The sequence below is a fragment of the Agromyces sp. CCNWLW213 genome, from assembly GCF_037199545.1.
Classification (GTDB): domain Bacteria; phylum Actinomycetota; class Actinomycetes; order Actinomycetales; family Microbacteriaceae; genus Agromyces.
Genome location: NZ_JBBBDX010000001.1, coordinates 574,418 through 598,938, shown reverse-complemented (window position 1 = coordinate 598,938; position 24,521 = coordinate 574,418). Strand labels below are relative to the sequence as shown.

Below are 24,521 nucleotides of genomic sequence, written 5' to 3'. Positions count from 1 at the left end.
TTCTTCCTCCGGGGTCCGTGGCCCGCGTTGTGGGGGAGTGTGGGGGGCGCGGGTCGCCTCCGATCATACGGCGCGACGCGTGCGCTGTGGCGCGCCGTTTCGGGGCGCGTGCTTCCAGTCTCCCGTTAGGAGACTCCCAGACTGCGCCGCTAGTCTTGGGTGTCTTTGTCGGATGCCGCTTCAGTGCGGCCTGGAGGTAACTGCGTGCGATTCGTTCTCGCGATCCTGGCGTTCGCCGCCGCCGCCGTCATGGTCGGCTTCGGCATCGCCCAACGGACCGTCTTCCTCGAGCCGGACAAGGTGAGCCTCGGAACAGTCGTCGAGAACCAGGCGGAGTACATCGTCATCCAGCCCGAGGCGCTGGCGGCGCACGAGGGCAAGCAGACGATCACCGTCTCGGGCGGCGAGACCGTGTTCCTCTCGTACGGGCGCACCGACGACGTCGTGTCGTGGATCGGCGAGGAGCCGTGGGTGAGCGTGGGCTACGACGCCGAGGCGGGCGAGTTCACGAGCGAGGTCGTCGTGGCCGAGCCGGTCGACGACACCAACGCGACGCCGCCGGCCGAGGCGCCGGCCGAAGAGGCGCCCGCCGAACCGGAGGCCGAGGACGCCGAGCCCGTCGTGGTGCCCGCCGGCAGCGACCTGTGGCTCGACGAGTTCACCGGCGACCGCACCGTGAACACGACCGTCGACGTGCCCGAGGGGATCGCCGTCCTCCTCGCCTCGAGCGAGGGCGAGCCCGCTCCCGGCCGCATCACCGTCACCTGGCCGCTCGACAACTCGACCCCCTGGGCCGGGCCCCTCATCGCGGGCGGCGCGCTGCTGTTCCTCGTCGGCGCCCTGCTCGTCGTGTGGGGGGTGATCGGCCACCGCCGGTCGCGCGGTCCGCGCCGCAACCTGCCCAAGGGCCCCAGGGGCAGGCTCATGCGGGCGCCCCGCCCCTCGCGCGCCTCGCGCGGACTGCCCTCGGGCTCGAACGGCCACCGCCGACTCGGGCAGGCGCGACGCGTGGCGCTGCTGCCCGTGCTCCTCGTCCCGGCGCTCGCGCTCTCGGCGTGCTCCTCGGACTACTGGCCCGACCTGTCGGCGCCCCAGGAGACGGCGGCGGCCACGACGCCGCCCGCCACCCCGGGCGCCGAGGACGGCGAGGACGCCGCGGCATCCGGCGACGACGCACCCGCCGTCACGCCCGCCGTCACCGTGCCCCAGATGGAGCGCATCATGCGACGCGTCGCGGTCTTCACGACCGAGGTCGACGATTCGCGCGACACCGAACGACTCGAGGAGCGGTTCACCGGCCCCGCCCTCGAGGCGCGCCAGGCGAACTACAAGATCCGCGGCGCGCTCCCGGATCACCCCGAGCTGCCGGCCATCCCCGCCTCGCCGCTCACGTTGACCCTGCCGCAGCAGGCGTCGGGCTGGCCCCGGACGGTACTCACCATCGCGCAGAACAGCGACGACGAGACCGTGGCGCCGACCGCGCTGGTCCTCCAGCAGGAGACGCCCCGCGACAACTACAAGGTCCTGTACGCGACGGCGCTCGTGCCCGACGCCGACGTGCCCGAGGTCGCTCCCGCGTCGATCGGCGCTCCGCCCATCAACCCGGAGTTCAAGGGCCTCGTGATGCCGACCGGGCAGGTCGCGACGGCGTACGCCGACGTGCTGCTGAAGGGCCCGGAGTCGGAGTACGCGCAGTTCTTCGACACCGAGAACGACCCGATCCTGGCGCAGCTCGGCGTCGAGGGGCAGCAGGCCATCGCGGCCGACCTTCCCGACACCGCGGACATCGCGTTCAGCAACGCGGTCGGCGACAGCCCGACGGTGGCCCTGGCGACGAACGACTCGGGTGCGCTCGTGACCGTCTCGCTCACGCAGACCGAGAAGGTGACGCCGAACGACGGCGGCACGATCGGCTTCGAGGCGGGCGCGCCCGGCGCCGCCCTCTCCGGCTTCGACGAGAAGAGCGCCAAGGGCGTCCAGCGAGAGATCGGCATCCAGCTGATGTTCTACGTCCCCGCGATCGGGTCGGACGAGCAGATCCGCCTGCTCGGCTGGTCCGAGAGCCTGATCGGAGCCTCGGAGGTCCCGTGACGAACGCCGTCCCACCGCAGCTTCCCGCCAACCTGCGCGGCGCGGTCGACCTGTCCTCGCTCGTCCACCGCGACGAGCGGCGTGCAGCGGATGCCGCGCGCGGGTCCGGCGCGCCGTCCCCGTCCGCCGACGACCTGGTCGTCGCGACCGACGACCAGTCGTTCGGCCAGGTGCTCGAGCTCTCGCGGAGCGTGCCCGTGGTGGTCGTGCTGTGGGCGACGTGGAGCGAGCAGTCCGTGCAGCTCGTGTCGTCCCTCGAGGCACTCGTGCGCGCCCGCGCAGGCCGGCTCGTGCTCGCCACGGTCGACGCCGACCGCAGCCCCCAGCTCGTGCAGGCCCTGCAGGCGCAGGCGGTGCCGACCGTGGTCGCCCTCGTCGGCGGCCAGCCCGTGCCGCTCTTCCAGGGCGCGCAGCCCGACGAGGTCGTCGAGGACGTCTTCGACCAGCTGCTCGAACTCGCCGCGCAGCACGGCGTGACCGGGCAGGTGCCGGTCGGCGATGGCGGGGACGAGGCGGGGGAGTCCGACGAGCCCGCGGAGGCGCCCCTGCCGCCGCTCCACCAGGAGGCGTTCGACGCGATCACGCGCGGCGACTATGCGGCGGCGGCGGCCGCCTACACGACGGCGATCTCCCAGGACCCGCGCGACGACCTCGCGGTGGCCGGCCTGGCCCAGGCGAACCTGCTGGGCCGCCTGCAGGGCAGGACCCTCGACGAGATCCGCAATCGCGCGGCCGCGGCGCCGGGCGATCTCGACGCTCAGCTCGATGTCGCCGACCTCGACCTCTCGGGCGGGCACGTCGAGGATGCGTTCACGCGCCTGCTCGACCTGTTCCCGACGCTCGACGCCGCCGGGAAGGACGCGGTGCGCGAACGCCTGCTCGAGCTGTTCCAGGTCGTCGGCGTCGAGGATCCGCGCGTGGCGGCGGCGCGACGCCGCCTCGCGATGCTGCTGTACTGAGTCCCGAGGCGGTCTCGAGACGCATCTGCTCCGCCGGGTGCGGCTCGACCGCCGGAGTCCCGAGGCGGCCGTGAACGGCCCTCCTCGCCGCAGGGCTACTCGGGCTGGAACCACACCGCCGCGAGCGGCGGGAGGGTGAACGACGCCGACGCGGGCCGGCCGGCCCACGGGGCGGCGGTCGCCTCGACCCCGCCGAGGTTGCCGACGCCCGAACCGCCGTACTCCGCGGCATCCGTGTTCAACACCTCGCGCCAGCGGCCCGCGAACGGCAGCCCGAGGCGCACCTCCTCGTGCGGACGCCCCGCGAAGTTCACGACGCACAGCAGGGGCCGGCGTTCGCGGTCGTACCGGAGGAACGCGATGACGTTGAGCTCGGCCGCGCCGCCCTCGACCCACTCGAACCCGGCCGAGTCGTCGTCGAGCTGCCACAGCGCGGGGGTCTCCCGGTAGCGGCGATTGAGCTGGCCGACGAGCTCCGCGAGCTGCCGGTGGCTCGGCTGGTCGAGGATCCACCAGTCCAGGCCGCGCTCCTCGCTCCACTCCGAGAGCTGCCCGAACTCCTGCCCCATGAACAGCAGCTGCTTGCCGGGGTGCGCCCACATGAAGGCGAGGTACGCGCGCGTGTTGGCGAGCTGCTGCCAGTGGTCGCCCGGCATCTTGCGCACGAGCGAGCCCTTCCCGTGCACGACCTCGTCGTGGCTGATCGGCAGGATGAAGTGCTCGCTGAACGCGTAGAGGAACGAGAACGTCAGCTCACCGTGGTGGTGCGCCCGGTACATGGGATCGCGCTGGATGTACTGCAGGGTGTCGTGCATCCACCCCATGTTCCACTTGTACCCGAAGCCGAGCCCGCCCGACGAGGTCGTCGCCGTGACGCCCGGCCATGAGGTCGATTCCTCGGCGATCATCACGATGCCGGGGTTGCGCTTGTAGGCGGTGGCCGTCGCCTCCTGGAGGAAGCCGATCGCCTCGAGGTGCTCGCGGCCGCCGTACCAGTTCGGCAGCCACTCGCCCTCCTCGCGCGAGTAGTCGAGGTACAGCATCGACGCGACCGCGTCGACGCGCAGGCCGTCGACGTGCATCTCCTCGAGCCAGAACAGGGCGTTGGCGACGAGGAAGTTGCGCACGCGCGGGTTGCCGTAGTCGAAGACGAGCGTGCCCCAGTCCTTCTGCTCGCCGCGCCGCGGGTCGGGGTGCTCGTAGAGCGCCTCGCCGTCGAAGCGGGCGAGCGCCCACTCGTCCTTGGGGAAGTGCCCGGGGACCCAGTCCATGATCACGCCGATGCCCGCCTGGTGCAGGCGGTCGATGAGGTACTTGAGGTCGTCGGTGCTGCCGAAGCGCGAGGTGATCGCGAAGTATCCCGTGACCTGGTACCCCCACGAGCCGCCGAACGGATGCTCCGCCAGGGGCATGAACTCCACGTGGGTGTACCCGAGCCAGTCCAGGTACTCGATGAGCTCGTCCGCGACGTCGCGGTAGCCCCTGCCGGGCCGCCACGAGCCGAGGTGGAGCTCGTAGACGCTCATGGGCAGCTCGTGGGGGTTCGACTGCGCGCGTCGCGACATCCACTCGCCGTCGGCCCACTCATGGGTGGAGGTCGCGACGACCGAGCCGGTCGCGGGCGCGATCTCGGCGCGTCGGGCCATCGGGTCGGCCTTCATGCTCCAGTGACCGGCCTGCGTGAGGATCTCGAACTTGTACGTCGCGCCCGGCTCGACGTCGGGCACGAAGAGCTCCCAGACCCCCGAGGCGCCCATGTTGCGCATCGCGTGCCCGGTGCCGTCCCAGTCGTTGAAGTCCCCGACCACCCGGACGGCGCGGGCGCGCGGCGCCCAGACGCTGAACGACACGCCCCGCAGCGCGCCGACCGGGGAGTCGTACACGCGGTGGTGGGCGCCGAGCACCGTCCAGAGCTCCTCGTGGCGCCCCTCGGCGATCAGGTGCAGGTCGAGCTCGCCGATCGTCGGCGCGTAGCGATACGGGTCGTCGGCGATCCACTCGCCGCCGCCGTCGTATCGCGCGCGCACGCGGTAGCCCATCGCGCCGAATGCTCCCGCGCCGGCCCAGATCCCGTGCGCGACGTGCGCGAGCGGCACCACGCCGCCGTCGTCGAGCAGCGCGTCGACGGATTCCGCGAGCGGCCGCCGGACGCGGATCGCGGTGTGGGATCCGCCTTCGCCGGGGATGTCGAAGCCGTGGGCCCCGAGCACCGAGTGAGGGTCGTGGTGGCGGCCCTCGGCGACGGCGAGCAGCAGCCCGTCGTCGACGGGCGGCGGCGGGACGGTGGCGGTCTCAGGCATCCGTGCCTCGAATCACTCGGAGGATGTGGGCGGGTTGGGTGAACGCGTCGAGCCGCACGTAGTCGTGCCCGCCCCAGGCCCAGCGATCGCCGGTCACGAGGTCCTCGACCTGGAAGGGCGAGCCGGGTGCGAGGTCGATCGCCTCGAGGTCGAGGTGCACGGTCGTCTCGCGCACCGAGTGCGGGTCGACGTTGGCGACGACGATGATCGTGTCGTGGTCGGTGTCGGCGCGGCCGTCGATGAAGCGTCCCTCGAGGTGCTTCGAGTAGACCAGCACCGAGTCGTCGTCACTGCGGTGGAACCGGATGTTGCGGAGCTGGCCGAGCGCGGGGTGCTCGGCGCGGATGCGGTTCAGGATGCCGAGGTAGAGCGCGAGCGACCTGCCCTCCGCCTCGGCCCCGGCGAAGTCGCGCGGCTTGTACTCGTACTTCTCGTTGTCGATCGCCTCCTCGGCGCCCGGGCGGGCGACCGACTCGAACAGCTCGAAGCCCGAGTAGACGCCCCAGGTCGGCGCGGCGGTCGCGGCGATGGTGGCCCGGACGGTGAACGCGGCGGGCCCGCCGAACTGCAGGTACTCGGTGAGGATGTCGGGCGTGTTCACGAACAGGTTGGGCCGCATGAAGTCGGCGGTCTCCTGCGAGACGCTCGTCAGGAACTCCTCGAGCTCCTGCTTCGTGTTCCGCCACGTGAAGTACGAGTACGACTGCTGGAACCCGACCATCGCGAGGGCCTGCATCATCGCGGGCCGCGTGAACGCCTCGGCGAGGAAGACCACGTCGGGGTCGGTCGCGTTGATGTCGCCGATGAGCCGCTCCCAGAACGCGAGCGGCTTGGTGTGCGGGTTGTCGACGCGGAAGATCCGCACGCCCTGCTTCATCCAGTGGCGGACGATGCGGGTGACCTCGACGACGAGGCCCTCGAAGTCGTCGTCGAAGTTGATCGGGTAGATGTCCTGGTACTTCTTCGGCGGGTTCTCGGCGTACGCGATCGTGCCGTCGGGCAGGGTCGTGAACCACTCGGGATGCTCGGCGACCCACGGGTGGTCGGGCGAGGCCTGCAGCGCGAGGTCGAGCGCGATCTCGATGCCGAGCGCGGCCGCACGCCGCACGAACGCGCGGAAGTCGGCGAGGCTGCCGAGGTCGGGGTGCACGGCGTCGTGCCCGCCCGCGGCGCCGCCGATCGCCCACGGCGAGCCGGGGTCGTGCGGGCCCGGGTTCAGCGTGTTGTTGGGGCCCTTGCGGAACGCGACCCCGATGGGATGGATCGGCGGCAGGTACACCACGTCGAAGCCCATCGCGGCGACCCCGTCCAGGCGCTTCTGCGCCGTGCGGAACGTGCCGGACTTCCACGAGCCGTTCTTGAACTGCCGCGCGCCCTCGGAGCGGGGGAAGAACTCGTACCATGACCCGACCCCGGCCCGACGGCGCTCCACGAGGATCCGGTGCTCCTCGGAGTCCGTCGAGAACCGGGCGAGGGGGCGCTGGTCGAACTCGGCGAGCATCGGGCTCTCGAGCAGGGCACGCCGCTCGGATGCCGCGGCATCCGTGTCACGCAGGGACGCCGCGTACGCCCTCAGCAGCTTGCGCACCGACGCGGGCCGGGCGGCGTCGGCGGCCGCGCGCTCCGCCAGGCGCGCGCCGATCTCGTACATGAGCTCGACGTCGACGCCCGCATCGATCTTGAGCTCGGCGTCGTGGATCCATGTGCCGACCTCATCGCCGAAGCCGGTCACGTGCCAGCGCCACGTGCCCTCCTCGTCGAGGCGCACCCGCGCCTCCCACCGGTCGGTGCCGGGTGCGCCGGCGCGCATGCGATGGCGCTGCTCCGCTCCGGAGGGGCTCGTGAGGACGAGCATCGCGCCGACCAGGTCGTGCCCCTCGCGGAACACCGTGGCGCCGAACGGGACCACCTCCCCGGCGAACGCCTTCGGGTTCCAACGCGGATCGGGCAGGGAGGGCGTGAGCCGGGTCACGGGGATCCGGCCGGCGAGCACGGTGCGGCTGGTCACGTGTCGACCGTAGCGCGGATGGATGGGGAACGGCAGGCCGGGTTGCGGGGTTGCGGGCTGCGTGCCATCCGTTCACCTCACGGTCGCCCGCGCCCGCTTAGGGTTGTCCCGTGAAGCCGATCCGCAAGTTCACCGTCCGGGCCGTCGTGCCGCCGCAACTGGGTGCGCTCGAGGAGCTCGCCGCGAACCTCCGGTGGTCGTGGCACGAACCGACCAAGCGCCTGTTCGAGCACATCGACCCGGTGGGCTGGCAGCGCGCGGGGCGCGACCCCATCGCGTTCCTCGGCGACGTCGACGCACGCCGCCTCGACGAGCTCGCCGCCGACGACGGATTCGTCGGCTGGGCCGAGCGCGAACGGGCGGCGCTCCGCGGCTACCTCGATGCTCCGCGCTGGTTCCAGTCGCTTGGCGCCGAGACGCCGAGGACCATCGCGTACTTCTCGCCCGAGTTCGGCATCACCGCCGCGCTGCCGCAGTACTCGGGCGGACTCGGCATCCTCGCGGGCGATCACCTCAAGGCGGCATCCGATCTGGGCGTGCCGCTCGTCGCGGTCGGCCTCTTCTACAAGGCCGGCTACTTCTCGCAGGCCATCGCACCCGACGGATGGCAGCAGGAGCGCTACCCGGCCCTCGACCCCGACGGGCTGCCGCTCTCGGTGCTGCGGCGAGCGGACGGCACGCCCGTGCAGGTCACCCTCGCCGTCCCCGAGGGACGCAGCCTGCACGCCCGGGTCTGGCAGGCGTCCGTCGGCCGCGTCCCGCTTCTGCTGCTCGACACCGACATCCCCGCGAACGACGACGACCTGCGCCAGGTCACCGACCGGCTCTACGGCGGCGGAGGCGAGCACCGGCTCCAGCAGGAGCTGCTGCTCGGCATCGGAGGCGTCCGCGCGCTGCGCGCCTGGAGCGAGGTGACGGGCCGCCACTTCCCCGACGTGTTCCACATGAACGAGGGCCACGCGGGCTTCCTCGGCCTCGAGCGCATCTCCGCATGCATCCGCGACGGCCTGAGCTTCGGCGAGGCGCTGCAGCTCGTCCGCGCGGGCACGGTGTTCACGACGCACACGCCCGTCCCCGCGGGCATCGACCGGTTCGACCGCGCGCTGGTCGCCCGCTACCTCGAGTCCGGCCTGCTGCCGGGCATCGATCCCGCCGACGCGCTCCCGCTCGGCCTCGAGCCGGGCGCGCATCCCGACGAGTCGGCGTTCAACATGGCGTTCATGGGACTGCGTCTGGCGCAGCGCGCCAACGGCGTCTCGAAGCTGCACGGCGAGGTCAGCCGCTCGATGTTCTCCGACCTGTGGCCCGGCTTCGACGCCGACGAGGTGCCGATCACCTCGGTGACGAACGGCGTGCACGCCCCGACGTGGACCGACCCGGCGCTGATCGCGCTCGCCGAGACGAACCTCGGCACCGACGACACCGAGCACGCCGACTGGCTGAGCCCCGCGGTGAGCGATGCGGAGCTGTGGAGCGTCAAGCGCGGCATGCGCCTGCAGCTCGTCGAGGACGCCCGGCGCCGGCTCGCCGCGGCGTGGGCCGACCAGCACGCGGGCGCGGTCGCCCCCGACTGGGTGCGTCGCGTGCTCGACCCCGACGTGCTCACGATCGGATTCGCCCGCCGCGTGCCCACCTACAAGCGGCTGACGCTCATGCTGCAGGACCCCGAGCGCCTCGCGGCGATCCTCGCGGACCCGGACCGTCCCGTGCAGTTCGTCATCGCCGGCAAGGCGCACCCCGCCGACGAGGAGGGCAAGCGCCTGATCCAGCGCCTCGTGCAGTTCGCGCAGCGCCCGGAGCTCCGCGAGCGCATCGTCTTCCTCCCGGACTACGACATGGGCATGGCCGAGAAGCTCTACCCCGGGTGCGACGTCTGGATGAACAACCCGCTGCGGCCGCTCGAGGCGTGCGGCACGTCCGGCATGAAGGCCGCGATGAACGGCGCGCTCAACCTGTCGATCCTCGACGGCTGGTGGGCCGAGTACGCGGGTGACGACCACGGGTGGGTCATCCCCACCGCCGATGCCGCGCCCGACCCCGAGGAGCGGGACCGGCTCGAGGCATCCGCCCTCTACGACCTGCTCGAGCACCGCATCACGCGCCTGTTCTACGACCGCGACCACGACGGCGTGCCCACCGAGTGGATGTCACGCGTGCGCCGGACGCTGGCGAACCTGTCGCCCGAGCTCGGCGCCGACCGCATGGTGCGCGAGTACGTCGAGCGCCTGTACCGGCCCGCGGCCGAGCACGCCGCGGTGGTCGGGGCGAACGGCGCGAAACCCGCACGCGAGCTCGCCGAGTGGGTGGCGGGCGTCCGCGCCGCGTGGGAGGGCGTCCAGGTCTCGCACGTGGAGTCCGGTGGGCTCGACGCGACCCCGCACGTCGGCGACGAGCTGCACCTCCGGGCGCACGTCGCGCTCGGCTGGCTCTCGCCGGACGACGTCTCCGTCGAGGTGGTCTACGGCCGCTCGCACGGGGACGACCGCATCGAGAACGCACGGGTCGCCGTGCTCGAGCCCGACGGCACGTCGACGACGGATGCCGCGACGCGCGTGTACGTCGGCACCGTCACGCTCGACCGGGCCGGCGCCTTCGGCTACACCGTGCGAGTGGTGCCGCGGCATCCGCTGCTGCGCTCGTCGGCGGAGCTCGGCCTGGTCGCCGCCGCCGGCTGAGACCTCGGCGCGCCCGCACGCGCGCCTCGTCGACCCGCGCGCGCGGCGATCAGCGGGGGCGCGCGATCGGGGCGTAGCGGCCGTTCGTCACGGCGAGGAGGTCGTCGGGCGCGAGCTCGAGGTCGAGCCCGCGCCGGCCCCCGGAGACGAGGATCGTCTCGTGCAGGATCGCGGTCTCGTCGAGCACGGTCGGCAGCGCGACCTTCTGCCCGATCGGGCTGATGCCGCCGACGACGTACCCCGTCCTCCGCTCCGCGAGCGCGGGGTCGGCCATCTCGGCGCGCTTGCCGCCGACCGCTGCGGCGAGCGCCTTCAGGTCGAGCTGCTCGGCGACCGGCACGATGCCCACCGCGAGCGCGCCGTCGACGCTCGCGAGCAGCGTCTTGAACACCCGCTCGGGCTCGATGCCGAGCTTCTCGGCGGCCTCGAGGCCGTAGGCGGCGGTGCGCGGGTCGTGCTCGTAGGCGAGCGCGGTGAATCGGATGCCGGCGCGCGTCAGCGCGACCGTCGCGGGCGTGCCGGCCGTGGCATCCGACCTCTTCGCCATCAGCCGGCCCGCCCCACCTCGTCGGCGGCCTCGTCGGCAGCGGCGTCGACCAGCACGGGTGCGGGATCACCGTGCGCGCGGAACAGCCGCATGGACTGCGGGGCGACCTCGAGGCGGTCGCCGGGAGCATGCCGGGCGCCGAGGTCGTCGTCGGGCTCCTCGCGGGCCGAGTCCCAGAGCAGCTCGTAGGCCTCAACCCCCGGATGCGCAGGCAGCAGCACCTGGGTATCGGACTCCGAAGCGTGCACGACGAGCAGGATGCGGTTGAACTCCTCGAACTCCGGCGTCGACGCCGCGAGGAACTGCAGCGTGCGCTGCGACGGATCGTTCCAATGCTCGATCGTCATGGTCTCGCCGCGGGCGTTGTACCAGTCCATCTGCGACGCACTCGGCACGCGCTCGCCGAAGCGGCCGTACCACGCGGGTCGGAGGGCGGGGTTGTCGCGGCGCAGGCGAAGCAGGTGCCGCGCGGTCGCCTCGATCGCGCCGTCGCGCCCGACGGGGTCCCACGCGAGCCAGGTCAGCTCGGAGTCGTGGCAGTAGGCGTTGTTGTTGCCGCGCTGGCTCCGCCCGTACTCGTCGCCCGCGGTCAGCATCGGCACTCCCGCCGAGAGCAGCAGGGTGCCGAGCAGGTTCCGGATGCTGCGTCGCCGGGCCGCCGTGACGTCCGCGTCATCCGTCGGCCCCTCGACGCCGTGGTTGTACGAGTTGTTGTGGTCGGACCCGTCGCGATTGTGCTCGCCGTTGCCGAGGTTGTGCTTGACGTCGTACGCGGTGAGGTCGGCGAGCGTGAACCCGTCGTGCGCGGTGATGAAGTTCAGGCTCGCGAGCGGGCCGCGCTCGTGCGCGAACGTGTTGGCGGAGCCGGCGAGCCGCGTGGCGAACCGGCCGATGCCGCTCCCGGCCTCGCCGTGGCGCTCGCGGCGGAGGTCGCCGAGCCAGAAGTCGCGCATGCGGTCGCGGTAGCGGTCGTTCCACTCGCTGAAGCCGGGCGCGAAGTTGCCGGTCTGCCAGCCGAACGGCCCGACGTCCCACGGCTCGGCGATGAGCTTGCCCGCGCCGAGCACCGGGTCGGCGAGGATCGCGCGAAGCAGCGGATGGTCGGGGGAGTACGCTCCGAGCGCGTCGCGCCCGAGCGTCGCCGCGAGGTCGAGGCGGAAACCGTCGACCTGCAGTTCGTCGGCCCAGTACCGCATCGAGTCGAGCACCAGGCGCATCGCGGCATCCGTGCCGAAGTCGAGCGTGTTGCCGCAGCCGGTCGTGTCGACGTAGCGCCCGTGCACGTCGTGCCGGTAGTAGGCGGCGTTGTCGATGCCGCGGAAGCTGTACGTCGGGCCCTGCCGGCCCTCTTCGGCGGTGTGGTTGTAGACGACGTCGAGCACGACCTCGAGTCCCGCCTCGTGCAGGCGCTTGACCATGCCGGCGAACTCGCGGCGCACCGCCGCCGGACCGCCCGCCTGCGCGGCCGGGCTCGCGTACGGCGCATGCGGCGCGAAGAAGCCGAGCGTGTTGTAGCCCCAGTAGTTGACCTGTCCCTGCCGGACCAGGCGCTCCTCGGGCACGAACGCCTGCACCGGCAGCAGCTCGACGGTCGTCACGCCCAGCCCGGTGAGGTACTCGAGCGAGGCGTCGTGGGCGAGCCCGGCGTACGTGCCGCGGAGCCGGTCGGGGATGCGCTCGTTGAGCCGGCTGAAGCCCTTGAGGTGCGTCTCGTAGACCACCGTGTGGTCGAGCGGCACGCGCGGCTTGCCCGCCCCGCCCCAGTCGAAGCCCTCGGCGGCGAGCGAGTCGAGCGCGACCCCGCGCCACGAGCCGTCGGCGGCCGCCTGCAGCCCGCGCGCATACGGGTCGAGCAGGGTGTGCACCGGGTTGAACGCGTGCTCGACGCCCACGGGTCCGTCGACGCGGAGCCCGTATCGGGCGCCCGCGAGGAGAGCCGCGGACGACGCCTCCCACACGCCGTGCTCGTCGCGCCGGAGGGGCACGCGGACGGTGGCCCAATCGAGGTCGTCGGGGTCGAACACGACCAGCTCGATCGAGGCGGCATGCGCCGACCAGACGCGGATCGTGCCGCCCTCCGGTCCGGTCCGGACGCCGAGGTCGCGGAACGGATCGGCGGGAGACATGCGCTCTAGAGTAGTTCGTAGGGAACCGGTTCCCGTTCAGGAGGTGCACGATGCTCCGCCGCGACCCCGTCTACCTCGACCATGCGGCGACCACGCCCCTGCGTCCCGAGGCGATCGACGCGGTCACGCGGGCGCTCCGCGTGGTCGGCAATCCGTCCTCGATCCACTCGGCCGGCCAGGAGGCGAAGCGCCTGCTCGAGGAGTCGCGCGAGGAGATCGCGGCGACCGTCGGCGCGGATCCCATCGAGGTCGTCCTGACGGGCGGCGGCACCGAGGCCGTGAACCTCGCCGTGAAGGGGCTGTTCTGGCGACGTGCCGCCGAGGCGGGCGTCCGGCGCATCCTCGTTCCCGGCGGCGAGCACCACGCGACCATCGACGCGCTCGACTGGCTCGCGGGCGTCGACGGCGCCGAGGTCGTCGAGCTGCCGCTCGACGAGGCGGGACGCCTGCGGGTCGACGCGCTCGCCGCGGAGCTCGCGCGCGACGCGGCATCCGTCGCGCTCGTCACGATGCTGCAGGCGAACAACGAGGTCGGCACGATCGAACCGGTCGCCGAGGTCGCCGAGCTCTGCGCGCGGGCCGGAGTGCCGCTCCACGTCGACGCGATCGCGGCGTACGGGCACGTGCCGATCGACCTCCACGGCGTGCGGCGCGTGACGCGCGCCCCCGACGGGGCAGGGCTCGTCGCGATCAGCCTCTCGGCGCACAAGGTCGGCGGACCGGTCGGCATCGGCGCGCTCGTGCTCGACCGGTCGACGCGCATCGAGCCGCTGCTGCACGGCGGCGGCCAGCAGCGCCGCATCCGCTCGGGCACGCAGGACGTCGCTGCGGCGGCCGGGTTCGCGGCGGCGGCGCGCGCGACGTTCGACCGCTTCGAGCACGAGAACGAGCGGATGGCGCGCCTGCGTGACCGGCTCGTGGCGGGCGTCGCGGCATCCGTGCCGCCCGCGCGGCTCTCGGGCGATCCCGACCCGATGGGCCGGCTGCCCGGCAACGCGCACTTCTCGTTCCCCGGCTGCGAGGGCGATTCGCTGCTGTTCCTGCTGGATGCCGCGGGTGTGGCCGTCTCGACCGGTTCGGCCTGCCAGGCGGGCGTGCCCGAACCGTCGCACGTGCTGCTCGCGATGGGCCGCACCGAGGAGGAGGCGCGCGGCGCGCTGCGCATCACGCTGGGATGGACGACGACGGAGGCCGACGTCGACGCGTTCCTCGCCGCGCTTCCCGCCGCGGTCGAACGCGCGACGCGGGCGGGCATGGCGGCGCGGGCGACGAGCTTCGACCGCTGAGGCGGGCCCGGTGGTCAGTCGTGCGGCGGGCGACGCAGTCGCTTGACCTCGGTGCGCCGCTTCTTGGCCTCCAGCCGCCGTTCCCTGGATCCGCGGCTCGGACGGGTCGGCCGCCGTGAGGGCGACGGCGGCCGGAGCGCGTCGGCCACGACGGCGGCGAGCCGAACACGCGCCGCGCTCCGGTTCTGCAGCTGCGCGCGGTGCTCGGATGCGGTGATCGTGAGCACTCCGTCGACGAGGCGTCCGCCGAGGCGCTCGAGGAGGCGCTCGCGCTGGGGCGGAGTGAGCGCGTCGGAGCCGGTCACGCTCCACGCGAGCTCCACTCGCGAGTCGGCGGTGTTCACGCCCTGGCCGCCCGGACCGGACGAGCGCGAGAACCGCCAGGCGAGCTCGGACTCGGGGATCGTGAGTCCTGCGTCGACCCGGAGTCCGGGACGGTGGGCGGCGGGCATGGACCCATCATCCTCCGCCCTCGCGATGCGCGCGCATTCGGGTCCTCTCCCGATCCCCGAGTCGCACCGCCGCTGCCGCGAGTCGCCGGGAATCGCCCGAAACCCCTCCGCATGGGTCGATTCCCGGCGACTCGGTGGCGTGGGTGCGCGGGCGGGACGGCGTACGGGCCCGACGGGGGCGGCGGGCGCGTCGGACGGTGGCAGCCGCCCGCGGCATCCGCTCAGCCCCGGGTTCGTAGACTGGAACCCATGCGAGTCCTGGCAGCGATGAGCGGCGGCGTCGACAGCGCCGTCGCAGCGGCGCGCGCCGTCGACGCCGGGCACGACGTGGTCGGCGTGCACCTCGCGCTCAGCCGCATGCCCGGCACGCTCCGCACCGGCAGCCGCGGGTGCTGCACGATCGAGGACTCGATGGACGCCCAGCGCGCCGCGAACGTGCTCGGAATCCCGTATTACGTGTGGGATTTCTCCGAGCGCTTCAAGGCCGACGTCGTCGACGACTTCATCGCCGAGTACTCCGCGGGCCGCACACCGAACCCGTGCATGCGCTGCAACGAACGCATCAAGTTCGCCGCCCTGCTCGAGAAGGCCCTCGCGCTCGGCTTCGACGCCGTCTGCACGGGCCACTACGCGACGATCGTGACGGATGCCGCGGGCCACCGCGAGCTGCACCGCGCGAGCGCGTGGGCGAAGGACCAGTCGTACGTGCTCGGCGTGCTCACGGCCGAGCAGCTCGCGCACGCGTACTTCCCGCTCGGCGACACCCCCTCGAAGCAGCTCGTGCGCGAGGAGGCCGCTCGCCGCGGCCTCAGCGTCGCGCAGAAGCCCGACTCGCACGACATCTGCTTCATCCCCGACGGCGACACGCGCGGCTGGCTCGCCGACAAGGTCGGCACGGCGACGGGCGACATCGTCGACCGCACCGGCGAGGTCGTCGGCTCGCACGAGGGTGCGCACGCCTACACCGTGGGACAGCGCCGCGGTCTCCGGCTCGGCACGCCCGCGCCCGACGGCAGGCCGCGCTTCGTGCTCGAGGTGCGCCCGAAGGAGAACACCGTCGTGGTCGGGCCCAAGGAGGCCCTCGCGATCGCCGAGCTCGCCGGCGCCCGCTTCACCTGGGCGGGCCCGCCGCCCGCCGACCCGGCCGAGCCGTTCGCGTGCGAGGTGCAGATCCGCGCGCACGCCGACCCCGTCCCCGCGGTGGCGAAGGTGGCGACGGACGGCGCCGGCACGGCCGAGCTCGTCATCACGCCCGAGGAGCCGCTCGGCGGCGTCGCGCCCGGCCAGACGGCGGTGGTCTACGTCGGCACGCGCGTGCTCGGGCAGTGCACCATCGACCGCACCGTGAGCGCGGTGCCCGCCGACGCCTGATCCCGGTGTACCCCTTTCGGGGGTCGATCGCGTAGATTCGGCTGGGTCGGCGCGGGGTACCCCGGCCTCGCGCGAATGACGAGGAGCTGTCGTGTCCTACCCGATCTACCCCGCAGATCCGAACCGAGACCCCGCCGAACCGTTCCGCAGGCTCGACACGGCGCCGACGGCGGTGATGACGTCCTCCGCCCCGAGGCACGACCCGTGGGACGACGTCGTCGAGCCCCAGGTCGTGAGTCCGGAGGAGCTCGCCGAACGCCAGCGCCAGGCGTTCGGCGGACCGAAGATCGGGGCCGCGTTCTTCGGCTGGCTCGTCTCGTTCGCCACGGCCGCGACCCTGACGGGCCTCGTCGTCGGAGCGGATCTCGTTCTCGGGTTCGACGTGGTCCCCGACCCCTGGGCGTCGAGGGGGATCGGGCCGCTGGACGCCCTGACCGTCGGCTGGGTCGTCGTCGGAGCGATGCTCGCGATCGTGCTCGTCTCCTTCTACTGCGGCGGGTACGTGGCGGGTCGGATGGCGCGATTCAGCGGCGCAGCCCAGGGCGTCGTGGTCTGGGTGTGGGCGGCGGTGGTCGCCGGCGGAGCGGTGTTCGCGGCCGCGCTCCTCGGCGATCGAGCAGGACTCGTCGGGCTCGCCGGGGAGGTGCTCGCGCGGGTTCCGATCGACGCCGAGCTGCGCGCGGTCGCCGGCATCGTCGCCGCGGCGGCGACGCTCGTGGTCACCCTGGGCGGCGCCGTGCTCGGCGGGGTCGTCGGAGTTCGCTACCACCGCCGCGTGGACCGCGCGGGGCTCGTCGACTGACGGGCGCCCCCTCGAATCCGTCGTGTCGGAGCGATGCGGACGCGGCCCATGATCGAGGTCGCTTCCCGGACTGTCAAGCCTCCTGCGCCGGGAGAGGCGGCCACGTAGATTGGCCGTTCCACGTCGGCGCACTGCGAGTGTCGGGCGAGACATCGCCGGCCGCAGGCACCGGAACGTGACGGGATCCGGAACCGGATCCCGTGACGATCGGCGCGTTCGGGAGACCGGACGGGTGATGCGCCGGCGCGCCCGAGGGCGCGCGACGCACGGCGAGGAAACACGAAGGGAAGCATCATGATCGACACGAACACGATCGACCGTGCCATCGGCTCGACGGTCTACGACCGCGACGGCGACAAGATCGGCAAGGTCAACCAGGTCTACGTCGACGACCAGACGGGCCGCCCGCTCTGGGCGAGCGTGCACACCGGGCTCTTCGGGACCTCCGAGACGGTCGTGCCCCTGGAGGACGCGCGCTGGGACGGCGACGACCTCCGCATCGCGTACGACAAGGACCGCGTCAAGGACGCGCCCCGGGTCGAGACCGACGCGCACATCAGCGAGTCCGAGCAGGACGAGCTCTTCCGCTACTACGGCCTCGGCTCCGGAGCCGGGACGACGGACCGCGAGCGGACCGTCGGGCACGACACCTCCGGCCCGAACACGGACACGGCGATGACCCGTTCCGAGGAGCAGCTCAACGTCGGCACCGAGAAGGTGCAGACGGGTCGGGCGCGCCTGCGGAAGCACGTGGTCACGGAGAACCGGACGGTCACCGTCCCCGTCACCCGCGAGGAGGTCCGGGTCGAGCGCGAGCCCATCACGGACGCCAACGCGGCCCAGGCGCGATCCGGTCCCGACCTCAGCGAGGAGGAGCACGAGGTCGTCCTGACCGAGGAGCGCCCCGTCGTCCAGAAGGAGACGGTCCCCGTCGAGCGCGTGCGCCTCGACAAGGAGACCGTGACCGAGAACGAGAGCGTCTCGGAGGACGTCCGCAAGGAGCAGATCGAGTACCGCGAGGACTGATCCACCGGCTCGCGAGCACGCGAAGGACGCACCCGGCCACCGTCGGGTGCGTCCTTCCGCGTCCGGTCCCTGAGCGTCGCCCGAGCGTTCGCTGCGCATTCGGGACCCGCGGGACCGACCGTGTCAAGGCCCCTGCGGCGAGGCGGCTCCGGCCGTATCGTCGGAGTGGCGCCGCAGGCACCACACGTGTGCGGCGCACCACGAGAGGGGACCTGTCATGAGCACCTCATCCGATCGACCCGGGCGCGATCCGTACGCGCCCACTCCCGCCGACCGCGATGCGGACGGCATCAGGGACGACCGCGAGTACCGCGACCGCGACGGCGACGGCGTCCGGGACGACCGCGAGCACGGCGCGCACCGCGCAGACCGCGATCGCGACGGCGACGGGGTCGCCGACGACCGGGAGCGACGCGTCGTGCGCGACGACCGCCCCGTCGCGGACCCCGCAGTCCGCGCGGCAGTGGTCGACCGCGAACGGGAACGGTTCGGCGGGATGAAGTTCGGCGCGGCCTTCTTCGGATGGCTCACCGCCGTCGGCCTCGTCGTGCTGCTCACCGCACTGCTCACCGCTGCCGGAGCCGCGCTCGGACTCGGCACCCTCGGCGCCGCCGCCGACGAGGCGGCAGAGCAGAACGTCGAGACCATCGGCATCGTCGGCCTCATCGCGCTCGCCGTGATCCTCTTCGTGGCGTACTTCGCCGGCGGCTACGTCGCCGGGCGCATGGCGCGCTTCAACGGCATGAAGCAGGGCATCGCCGTCTGGCTGTGGGCCATCCTCGTCGCGGTCGTCGCGGCGGTCGTCGCCGCGATCGCGGGCAGCCAGTTCGACATCTTCGCCAACCTCAACGCCTTCCCCCGGATCCCGGTGACCGAGGGCCAGCTGACGCTCACGGGCATCATCGCCCTGGTGATCGTCATCCTCGCCAGCCTCGGCGGAGCGATCCTCGGAGGGAAGGCCGGTACGCGCTACCACCGGAAGGTGGACGCCGCCGGCTTCGGCGCCTAGCGCTGGGGGGCGCGGCGCCGGAGAGGGGTGCGCGGTGGGGGCCGCGCATCCCGCTTCCGCGCCGGCACCGCCGCGTGCTCGGCGTCGGTGGCCGTGGTTAGGCTGGCTCACGTGGCATCCGTCGACGAGACCGCACCTGCGGCCCCTTCCCGCGAGGAGGCGGCCGACGAGGTCGCCGACCTCACCATCCGCATCAACGAGGCGCGCGACGCGTACTACGAGCGCGACACGGTGATCATCAGCGACGCCGAGTACGACGAGCTGATGCGCCGCCTCGAGGCGCTCGAGCGGCTGCACCCCGAGCTCCAGAGCCAGGACAGCCCGACGCTCACCGTCGGCGGCCGAGGCGAGACGACGCTGTTCGCCCCGGTCGAGCACGCCGAGCGCATGCTGAGCCTCGACAACGTGTTCTCGGCCGACGAACTGGCGGAGTGGGCTTCACGGGCCCACGCCGCGGCCGGGCGTCCCGTGCACTGGCTCTGCGAGTTGAAGATCGACGGGCTCGCCCTGAACCTCAGGTACCGGCGGGGCCGACTCGTCTCCGCGGCCACGCGGGGCGACGGGCGCGTCGGTGAAGACGTCACCGAGAACGTGCGATACGTCCCCGGCATCCCGCTCCAGCTCGAGGGCGCGGGCCATCCCGAGCTCGTCGAGGTGCGCGGCGAGGTGTTCTTCCCCACGGCGGCGTTCGACGCGCTCAACGCCCGGCAGGCCGAGTCCGGCGAACGCGAGTTCGCCAACCCCCGCAACGCCGCGAGCGGATCGCTCCGGCAGAAGGCCGAGGGCAAGAACGCGGCGCAGCTCGAGCTCATGCATCGTCGCCTCTCGGGGCTCCAGATGCTCGTCCACGGCGTCGGCGCGTGGCCCGACCCGCCCGTCGAAGCCCAGTCCGAGGTGTACGAGCTGCTCGCAGGGTGGGGCCTGCCGACCTCGACGAGGTACCGCGTCGTCGACTCGGTCGAGGGCGTGCAGGAGTTCGTCGCCTACTACGGCGAGCACCGGCACTCCGTCGAGCACGAGATCGACGGCGTCGTCGTCAAGGTCGACGAGCTGGCGCTGCACGCCGAGCTCGGCGCCACGAGCCGGGCCCCGCGCTGGGCGATCGCCTACAAGTATCCGCCCGAGCAGGTCAACACGAAGCTGCTCGACATCGTCGTGAGCGTCGGCCGAACGGGCCGCGCCACGCCGTACGCGGTCATGGAGCCCGTGCGCGTGGCCGGCTCCGTCGTCCGTCAGGCGACCCTGCACAACCAGGAGGTCGTGAAGGCCAAGGGCGTGCTCATCGGCGACACGGTCGTGCTCCGCAAGGCCGGCGACGTCATCCCCGAGGTGCTCGGGCCCGTCGTCGAGCTCCGCGACGGCTCCGAGCGCGAGTTCGTCATGCCCGCCGAGTGCCCGGAATGCGGCACCCCGCTGCGCCCCATGAAGGAGGGCGACATCGACCTCCGCTGCCCGAACGCGCGGACGTGCCCGGCCCAGGTGCGCGGCCGCGTCGAGCACATCGGCTCGCGCGGCGCGCTCGACATCGAGGCGCTCGGCGAGGTCTCCGCGGCGGCCCTCACCCAGCCGCGCGTGCCCGCCGCGCCGCCGCTGCCCACCGAGGCGGGGCTCTTCGAGCTGACCGTCGACGACCTCACGCCGATCGAGGTCGTCGTGCGCGATGCCGAGACGGGGCTCGAGAAGCTCGAGGCCGACGGATCGGCCCGCGTGCGTGCGCCGTTCCGCCGCAACCCGACCAGCGCCGAGCGCAAGGCCGGACGAGAGGGGCCGCAGCCCTCGGCGTCCGCGATCAAGCTCATCGACGAGATCCGGAAGGCGAAGACCAAGCCGCTGTGGCGCATCCTCGTCTCGCTCAACATCCGCCACGTCGGGCCGGTCGCCGCCAGGGCGCTCGCGGAGCACTTCGGCTCGCTCGACGCGATCCGCGCGGCGAGCCGCGAGGAGCTCGCGCAGGTCGAGGGCGTCGGCTCGATCATCGCCGACTCGCTCATCGACTGGTTCGACGTCGACTGGCACCGCGAGATCGTCGAGCGGTGGGAGGCGGCGGGCGTGCAGTTCGGCACGCCGGGCCACCCCGGCCCCGGCCGCGCGGCCGACGGCGGCGGCGTCCTCTCCGGGCTCACGGTCGTGGCCACCGGGGCGCTCGAGGGCTTCACGCGCGAGGGCGCGCAGGAGGCCATCATCGCCGCCGGCGGCAAGGCGGCCTCGAGCGTGTCGAAGAAGACCGACTTCGTGGCCGCGGGCCCGGGCGCCGGGTCGAAGCTCGCCAAGGCGGAGGAACTCGGCATCCGCGTCATCGACGCCGCCCAGTTCGCGATCCTCGTCACCGAGGGCCCCGCGGCGCTCGACTGATCGGTCCGGCCCGGAGGGCGGAATCCCTCCCCGATAGAATCGCTGCATCCCATCCCCACACGACGGAGCAGCATGTCTGAAATCAGCGCCGAGCAGGTCGCGCACCTCGCGAACCTCGCACGCATCGCGCTCACCGACGAAGAGATCGAGCACCTCACCGCCGAGCTCGGCCAGATCATGCAGGCGGTCGAGAAGGTGAGCGAGGTCGCCACGCCCGACGTGCCGTCGACGAGCCACCCGATCCCGCTGCACACTCCGCTGCGCGTCGACGAGGTCGGCGACGTCCTCACCATCGACGAGGCCCTCGAGGGCGCGCCGGAGCACGACGGCTCGCGCTTCGTGGTCTCCGCGATCCTGGGGGAGGAGCAGTGAGCGACCTCATCCGCCTGACCGCGGCCGAGCTCGGCGAGCGGCTCGCCGCCCGCGAGGTCACCTCCGTCGAGGCGACGCGCGCGCACCTGGACCGCATCGCCGCCGTCGACGGCGCCGTGCACGCGTTCCTCCATGTCGACGCCGAGCGCGCGCTCGACACCGCGGCCGAGATCGACCGCCGTCGCCACATCGGCGAGGAGCTGGGGCCCCTCGCGGGCGTGCCGATCGCGATCAAGGACGTGCTCGTCACCAAGGGCATGCCGTCGACCGCCGGCTCCCGGATCCTCGAGGGCTGGATCCCGCCGTACGATGCGACGCCCGTCCGCAAGGTCCGGGACGCCGGCATGGTGCCCCTCGGCAAGACCAACATGGACGAGTTCGCGATGGGCTCGTCGACCGAGCACTCCGCGTACGGCCCGACCCACAACCCCTGGGACCTCGAGCGCATCCCCGGCGGTTCGGGCGGCGGGTCCGCGGCAGCGGTCGCCGCGTTCGAGGCGCCGCTCGCGCTCGGCAGCGACACCGGCGGCTCGATCCGCCAGCCCGCCCACGTGACCGGCACGGTCGGCGTCAAGCCGACGTACGGCGGGGTGAGCCGCTACGGTTCGATCGCGCTGGCGTCCTCGCTCGACCAGATCGGTCCCGTCAGCCGCACCGTGCTCGACTCGGCCCTGCTCCACGACGTGATCGCCGGCTTCGACCCGCATGACGCGACGTCGATCCCCGACCCGTGGCCGTCGATGGCCGAGGCGGTCCGGCGAGCGGATGTCTCGGGCCTTCGCATCGGCGTGGTCAAGGAGCTCGACTCCGACGGATTCCAGGCGGGCGTCCGCCAGCGCTTCCACGAGGCGCTCGAGCTGCTCGAGCAGCACGGCGCCGAGATCGTCGAGGTGAGCGCGCCGAACTTCGAGTACTCGATCGCCGCGTACTACCTGATCCTCCCCGCCGAGGCGTCGTCGAACCTCGCGAAGTTCGACTCCGTGCGCTTCGGCCTGCGCGTGACGCCCGAGGGCGGCGGCACGGTCGAGCAGGTCATGGCGGCCACGCGCGAGGCGGGCTTCGGCCCCGAGGTCAAGCGCCGCATCATCCTCGGCACCTACGCCCTGTCCGCCGGCTACTACGACGCCTACTACGGCAGCGCGCAGAAGGTGCGCACGCTCGTCCAGCGCGACTTCGACGCCGCCTTCGCCGCGGTGGACGTGCTCGCGACGCCGACCGCGCCGACCACGGCGTTCCGGCTCGGCGAGAAGCTCGACGACCCTCTGGCGATGTACCTCAACGACGTCGCGACCATCCCCGCGAACCTCGCGGGCGTCCCGGGGATCTCGGTGCCCACGGGCCTCGCGCCGGAGGACGGGCTGCCGGTCGGCATCCAGTTCCTCGCACCGGCGCGCGAGGACGCGCGTCTCTACAACGTCGGCGGCGCCCTCGAGGCGCTGCTGCTCGACCGGTGGGGCGGCCCGCTGCTCCAGCAGGCGCCCGACCTGTCCACCCACGAACTCATGGCGACCGAGGAGGGCGTGGTCTGATGGCGCGCGCAGCACTGATGGACTTCGACGAGGCCCTCGAGCGCTTCGAGCCGGTCATCGGCCTCGAGGTGCACGTCGAGCTCAACACGAAGACGAAGATGTTCTCGCCGGCGCCCAACCCGGCGCACGCCGAGTTCCACGGCGCCGAGCCGAACACGCTCGTCGCTCCCGTCGACCTCGGCCTGCCCGGCTCGCTCCCGGTCGTGAACGGCACCGCGGTGCGGTACTCGATCTCGCTCGGCCTCGCGCTCGGATGCTCGATCGCCGGGTCGAGCCGGTTCGCCCGGAAGAACTACTTCTACCCCGATCTCGCGAAGAACTACCAGATCTCGCAGTACGACGAGCCCATCGCCTACGAGGGCTCGGTCGAGGTCGAGCTCGAGAACGGCCGGGTCTTCCAGGTGGCCATCGAGCGCGCCCACATGGAGGAGGACGCCGGCAAGCTCACGCACGTCGGCGGCGCGACCGGTCGCATCCAGGGCGCGGAGTACTCGCTCGTCGACTACAACCGCGCGGGCGTCCCGCTCGTCGAGATCGTCACGAAGCCGATCGTCGGTGCGGGTGCGGATGCTCCCGCGCTGGCGCGCGCCTACGTCGCGACGATCCGCGACATCGTGCTCGCACTCGGCGTGTCCGAGGCGCGCATGGAGCGAGGCAACCTGCGCTGCGACGCCAACGTCTCGCTGCGCCCGCGTGGCCAGGAGCAGTTCGGCACGCGCACCGAGACCAAGAACGTCAACTCGATGCGGTCGATCGAGCGCGCGGTGCGCTACGAGATCCAGCGGCAGGCGGCGATCCTCGCCGAGGGCGGCACCATCATCCAGGAGACCCGCCACTGGCACGAGGACACGGGCACGACCAGCCCCGGGCGTCCGAAATCCGACGCCGACGACTACCGCTACTTCCCGGAGCCCGACCTGCTCCCGGTCGTGCCCGAGCCCGCCCTCATCGAGGAGCTCCGGGCCGCCCTGCCCGAGCCGCCCGCGGCGCGTCGCCGTCGTCTCAAGGCCGAGTGGGGCTTCACCGACCTCGACTTCCAGGGCGTCGTGAACGCCGGGCTGCTCGCCGAGGTCACCGCGACCGTCGCGGCGGGCGCCTCGCCCGCGGCGGCGCGCAAGTGGTGGACCGGCGAGCTCACCCGCATCGCGAACGCCCGAGGCGAGGACCCGGCGGCGCTCGCCGAGCCCGCGCAGGTCGCCGAGCTCGCGGCGCTCGTCGACGAGGGGATCCTCACCGACCGGCTCGCCCGGCAGGTGCTCGAGGGCGTCATCGCCGGCGAGGGCTCGCCGCGCGAGATCGTCGACGCCCGCGGCCTCGCGGTGGTCTCGGACGACGGCGCGCTCGTCGCGGCGATCGACCAGGCGCTCGCATCGCAGCCCGACGTCCTCGCGAAGATCCGCGACGGCAAGGTGCAGGCCGCGGGCGCGGTGATCGGCGCGGTCATGAAGGCGATGCAGGGCAAGGCCGATGCGGCGCGCGTCCGCGAGCTCGTGCTCGAGCGCGCGACCGGCGGCGACGGGTAGCACCTCGAGGCGAGCACGGATGCCGCGGCGCGGTCGACGCGCCGCGGCATCCGTCGTCTCACAGCCCGCTCTTGGCCGCCGCCGCTACGCTGG

The 24,521-nt window shown here is 72.8% G+C and carries 17 protein-coding genes; 12 read left to right on the top strand and 5 right to left on the bottom strand.

Features of this window, described 5'->3' with window-relative positions:
- The first annotated feature begins 204 nt into the window (after window positions 1-204).
- Together WBQ80_RS02825 and WBQ80_RS02820 are read left to right on the top strand one after the other, a co-directional pair.
- Window positions 205-2,091: a hypothetical protein gene (locus WBQ80_RS02825; protein WP_336570997.1), complete on the top strand. Its 1,887-nt coding sequence runs from the start codon at window positions 205-207 to the stop codon at window positions 2,089-2,091.
- On the top strand, window positions 2,088-3,050 hold the full coding sequence (locus WBQ80_RS02820; protein WP_336570996.1) for a tetratricopeptide repeat protein: 963 nt from the start codon (window positions 2,088-2,090) through the stop codon (window positions 3,048-3,050). The genes WBQ80_RS02825 and WBQ80_RS02820 overlap by 4 nt, the downstream gene beginning before the upstream one ends.
- A 95-nt stretch (window positions 3,051-3,145) precedes the next feature.
- Here the strand turns inward: WBQ80_RS02820 and glgB are convergent, their stop codons facing one another.
- Both glgB and WBQ80_RS02810 read right to left on the bottom strand, forming a co-directional pair.
- A complete protein-coding gene (glgB, locus tag WBQ80_RS02815; RefSeq protein WP_336570995.1) occupies window positions 3,146-5,350 on the bottom strand; it encodes a 1,4-alpha-glucan branching protein GlgB in 2,205 nt (734 codons plus the stop codon).
- Complete coding sequence (locus tag WBQ80_RS02810) at window positions 5,343-7,358, bottom strand: maltotransferase domain-containing protein (RefSeq protein ID WP_336570994.1); 2,016 nt, start codon at window positions 7,356-7,358, stop codon at window positions 5,343-5,345. Before WBQ80_RS02810 ends, glgB begins: the two co-directional genes overlap by 8 nt.
- Window positions 7,359-7,468: 110 nt before the next feature.
- On the opposite strand from WBQ80_RS02810, the gene glgP reads away from it, so the two are divergent.
- A complete protein-coding gene (gene glgP / locus WBQ80_RS02805; protein WP_336570993.1) occupies window positions 7,469-10,033 on the top strand; it encodes an alpha-glucan family phosphorylase in 2,565 nt (854 codons plus the stop codon).
- A 49-nt stretch (window positions 10,034-10,082) separates the two neighbouring features.
- On the opposite strand, the gene ybaK is transcribed toward glgP, so the two are convergent.
- Together ybaK and glgX are read right to left on the bottom strand one after the other, a co-directional pair.
- A complete protein-coding gene (ybaK, locus tag WBQ80_RS02800) occupies window positions 10,083-10,580 on the bottom strand; it encodes a Cys-tRNA(Pro) deacylase (protein WP_336570992.1) in 498 nt (165 codons plus the stop codon).
- Complete coding sequence (gene glgX / locus WBQ80_RS02795) at window positions 10,580-12,706, bottom strand: glycogen debranching protein GlgX (RefSeq protein ID WP_336570991.1); 2,127 nt, start codon at window positions 12,704-12,706, stop codon at window positions 10,580-10,582. Before glgX ends, ybaK begins: the two co-directional genes overlap by 1 nt.
- 50 nt (window positions 12,707-12,756) lie before the next feature.
- Here glgX and WBQ80_RS02790 point away from each other — a divergent pair, with 50 nt between their 5' ends.
- A complete protein-coding gene (locus tag WBQ80_RS02790; RefSeq protein WP_336570990.1) occupies window positions 12,757-13,992 on the top strand; it encodes a cysteine desulfurase family protein in 1,236 nt (411 codons plus the stop codon).
- A 14-nt stretch (window positions 13,993-14,006) separates the two neighbouring features.
- Here WBQ80_RS02790 and arfB read toward each other — a convergent pair whose 3' ends face one another.
- Window positions 14,007-14,444: an alternative ribosome rescue aminoacyl-tRNA hydrolase ArfB gene (arfB, locus tag WBQ80_RS02785; protein WP_336570989.1), complete on the bottom strand. Its 438-nt coding sequence runs from the start codon at window positions 14,442-14,444 to the stop codon at window positions 14,007-14,009.
- 249 nt (window positions 14,445-14,693) lie between these two features.
- Here arfB and mnmA point away from each other — a divergent pair, with 249 nt between their 5' ends.
- From mnmA to gatB, 8 genes are all read left to right on the top strand, one after another.
- Window positions 14,694-15,815 carry a tRNA 2-thiouridine(34) synthase MnmA gene (gene mnmA / locus WBQ80_RS02780; RefSeq protein WP_336570988.1) on the top strand — a complete coding sequence of 374 codons (1,122 nt, stop codon included), beginning with the start codon at window positions 14,694-14,696 and terminating at the stop codon, window positions 15,813-15,815.
- 91 nt (window positions 15,816-15,906) lie between these two features.
- Window positions 15,907-16,617, top strand: a complete 711-nt coding sequence (locus WBQ80_RS02775) for a hypothetical protein (RefSeq protein ID WP_336570987.1) — start codon at window positions 15,907-15,909, stop codon at window positions 16,615-16,617.
- A gap of 294 nt (window positions 16,618-16,911) precedes the next feature.
- Window positions 16,912-17,643 carry a PRC and DUF2382 domain-containing protein gene (locus WBQ80_RS02770; RefSeq protein WP_336570986.1) on the top strand — a complete coding sequence of 244 codons (732 nt, stop codon included), beginning with the start codon at window positions 16,912-16,914 and terminating at the stop codon, window positions 17,641-17,643.
- A 217-nt stretch (window positions 17,644-17,860) separates the two neighbouring features.
- A complete protein-coding gene (locus tag WBQ80_RS02765; RefSeq protein WP_336570985.1) occupies window positions 17,861-18,652 on the top strand; it encodes a hypothetical protein in 792 nt (263 codons plus the stop codon).
- Between the two features lie 111 nt (window positions 18,653-18,763).
- A complete protein-coding gene (ligA, locus tag WBQ80_RS02760; RefSeq protein WP_336570984.1) occupies window positions 18,764-21,004 on the top strand; it encodes an NAD-dependent DNA ligase LigA in 2,241 nt (746 codons plus the stop codon).
- 72 nt (window positions 21,005-21,076) lie between these two features.
- Window positions 21,077-21,376: an Asp-tRNA(Asn)/Glu-tRNA(Gln) amidotransferase subunit GatC gene (gene gatC, locus WBQ80_RS02755; protein ID WP_336570983.1), complete on the top strand. Its 300-nt coding sequence runs from the start codon at window positions 21,077-21,079 to the stop codon at window positions 21,374-21,376.
- Window positions 21,373-22,905 carry an Asp-tRNA(Asn)/Glu-tRNA(Gln) amidotransferase subunit GatA gene (gatA, locus tag WBQ80_RS02750; RefSeq protein WP_336570981.1) on the top strand — a complete coding sequence of 511 codons (1,533 nt, stop codon included), beginning with the start codon at window positions 21,373-21,375 and terminating at the stop codon, window positions 22,903-22,905. The genes gatC and gatA overlap by 4 nt, the downstream gene beginning before the upstream one ends.
- Window positions 22,905-24,428 (top strand): Asp-tRNA(Asn)/Glu-tRNA(Gln) amidotransferase subunit GatB, encoded by a 1,524-nt coding sequence (gene gatB, locus WBQ80_RS02745; protein WP_336570980.1) that lies wholly within the window; start codon window positions 22,905-22,907, stop codon window positions 24,426-24,428. The genes gatA and gatB overlap by 1 nt, the downstream gene beginning before the upstream one ends.
- Window positions 24,429-24,521: the final 93 nt, after the last annotated feature.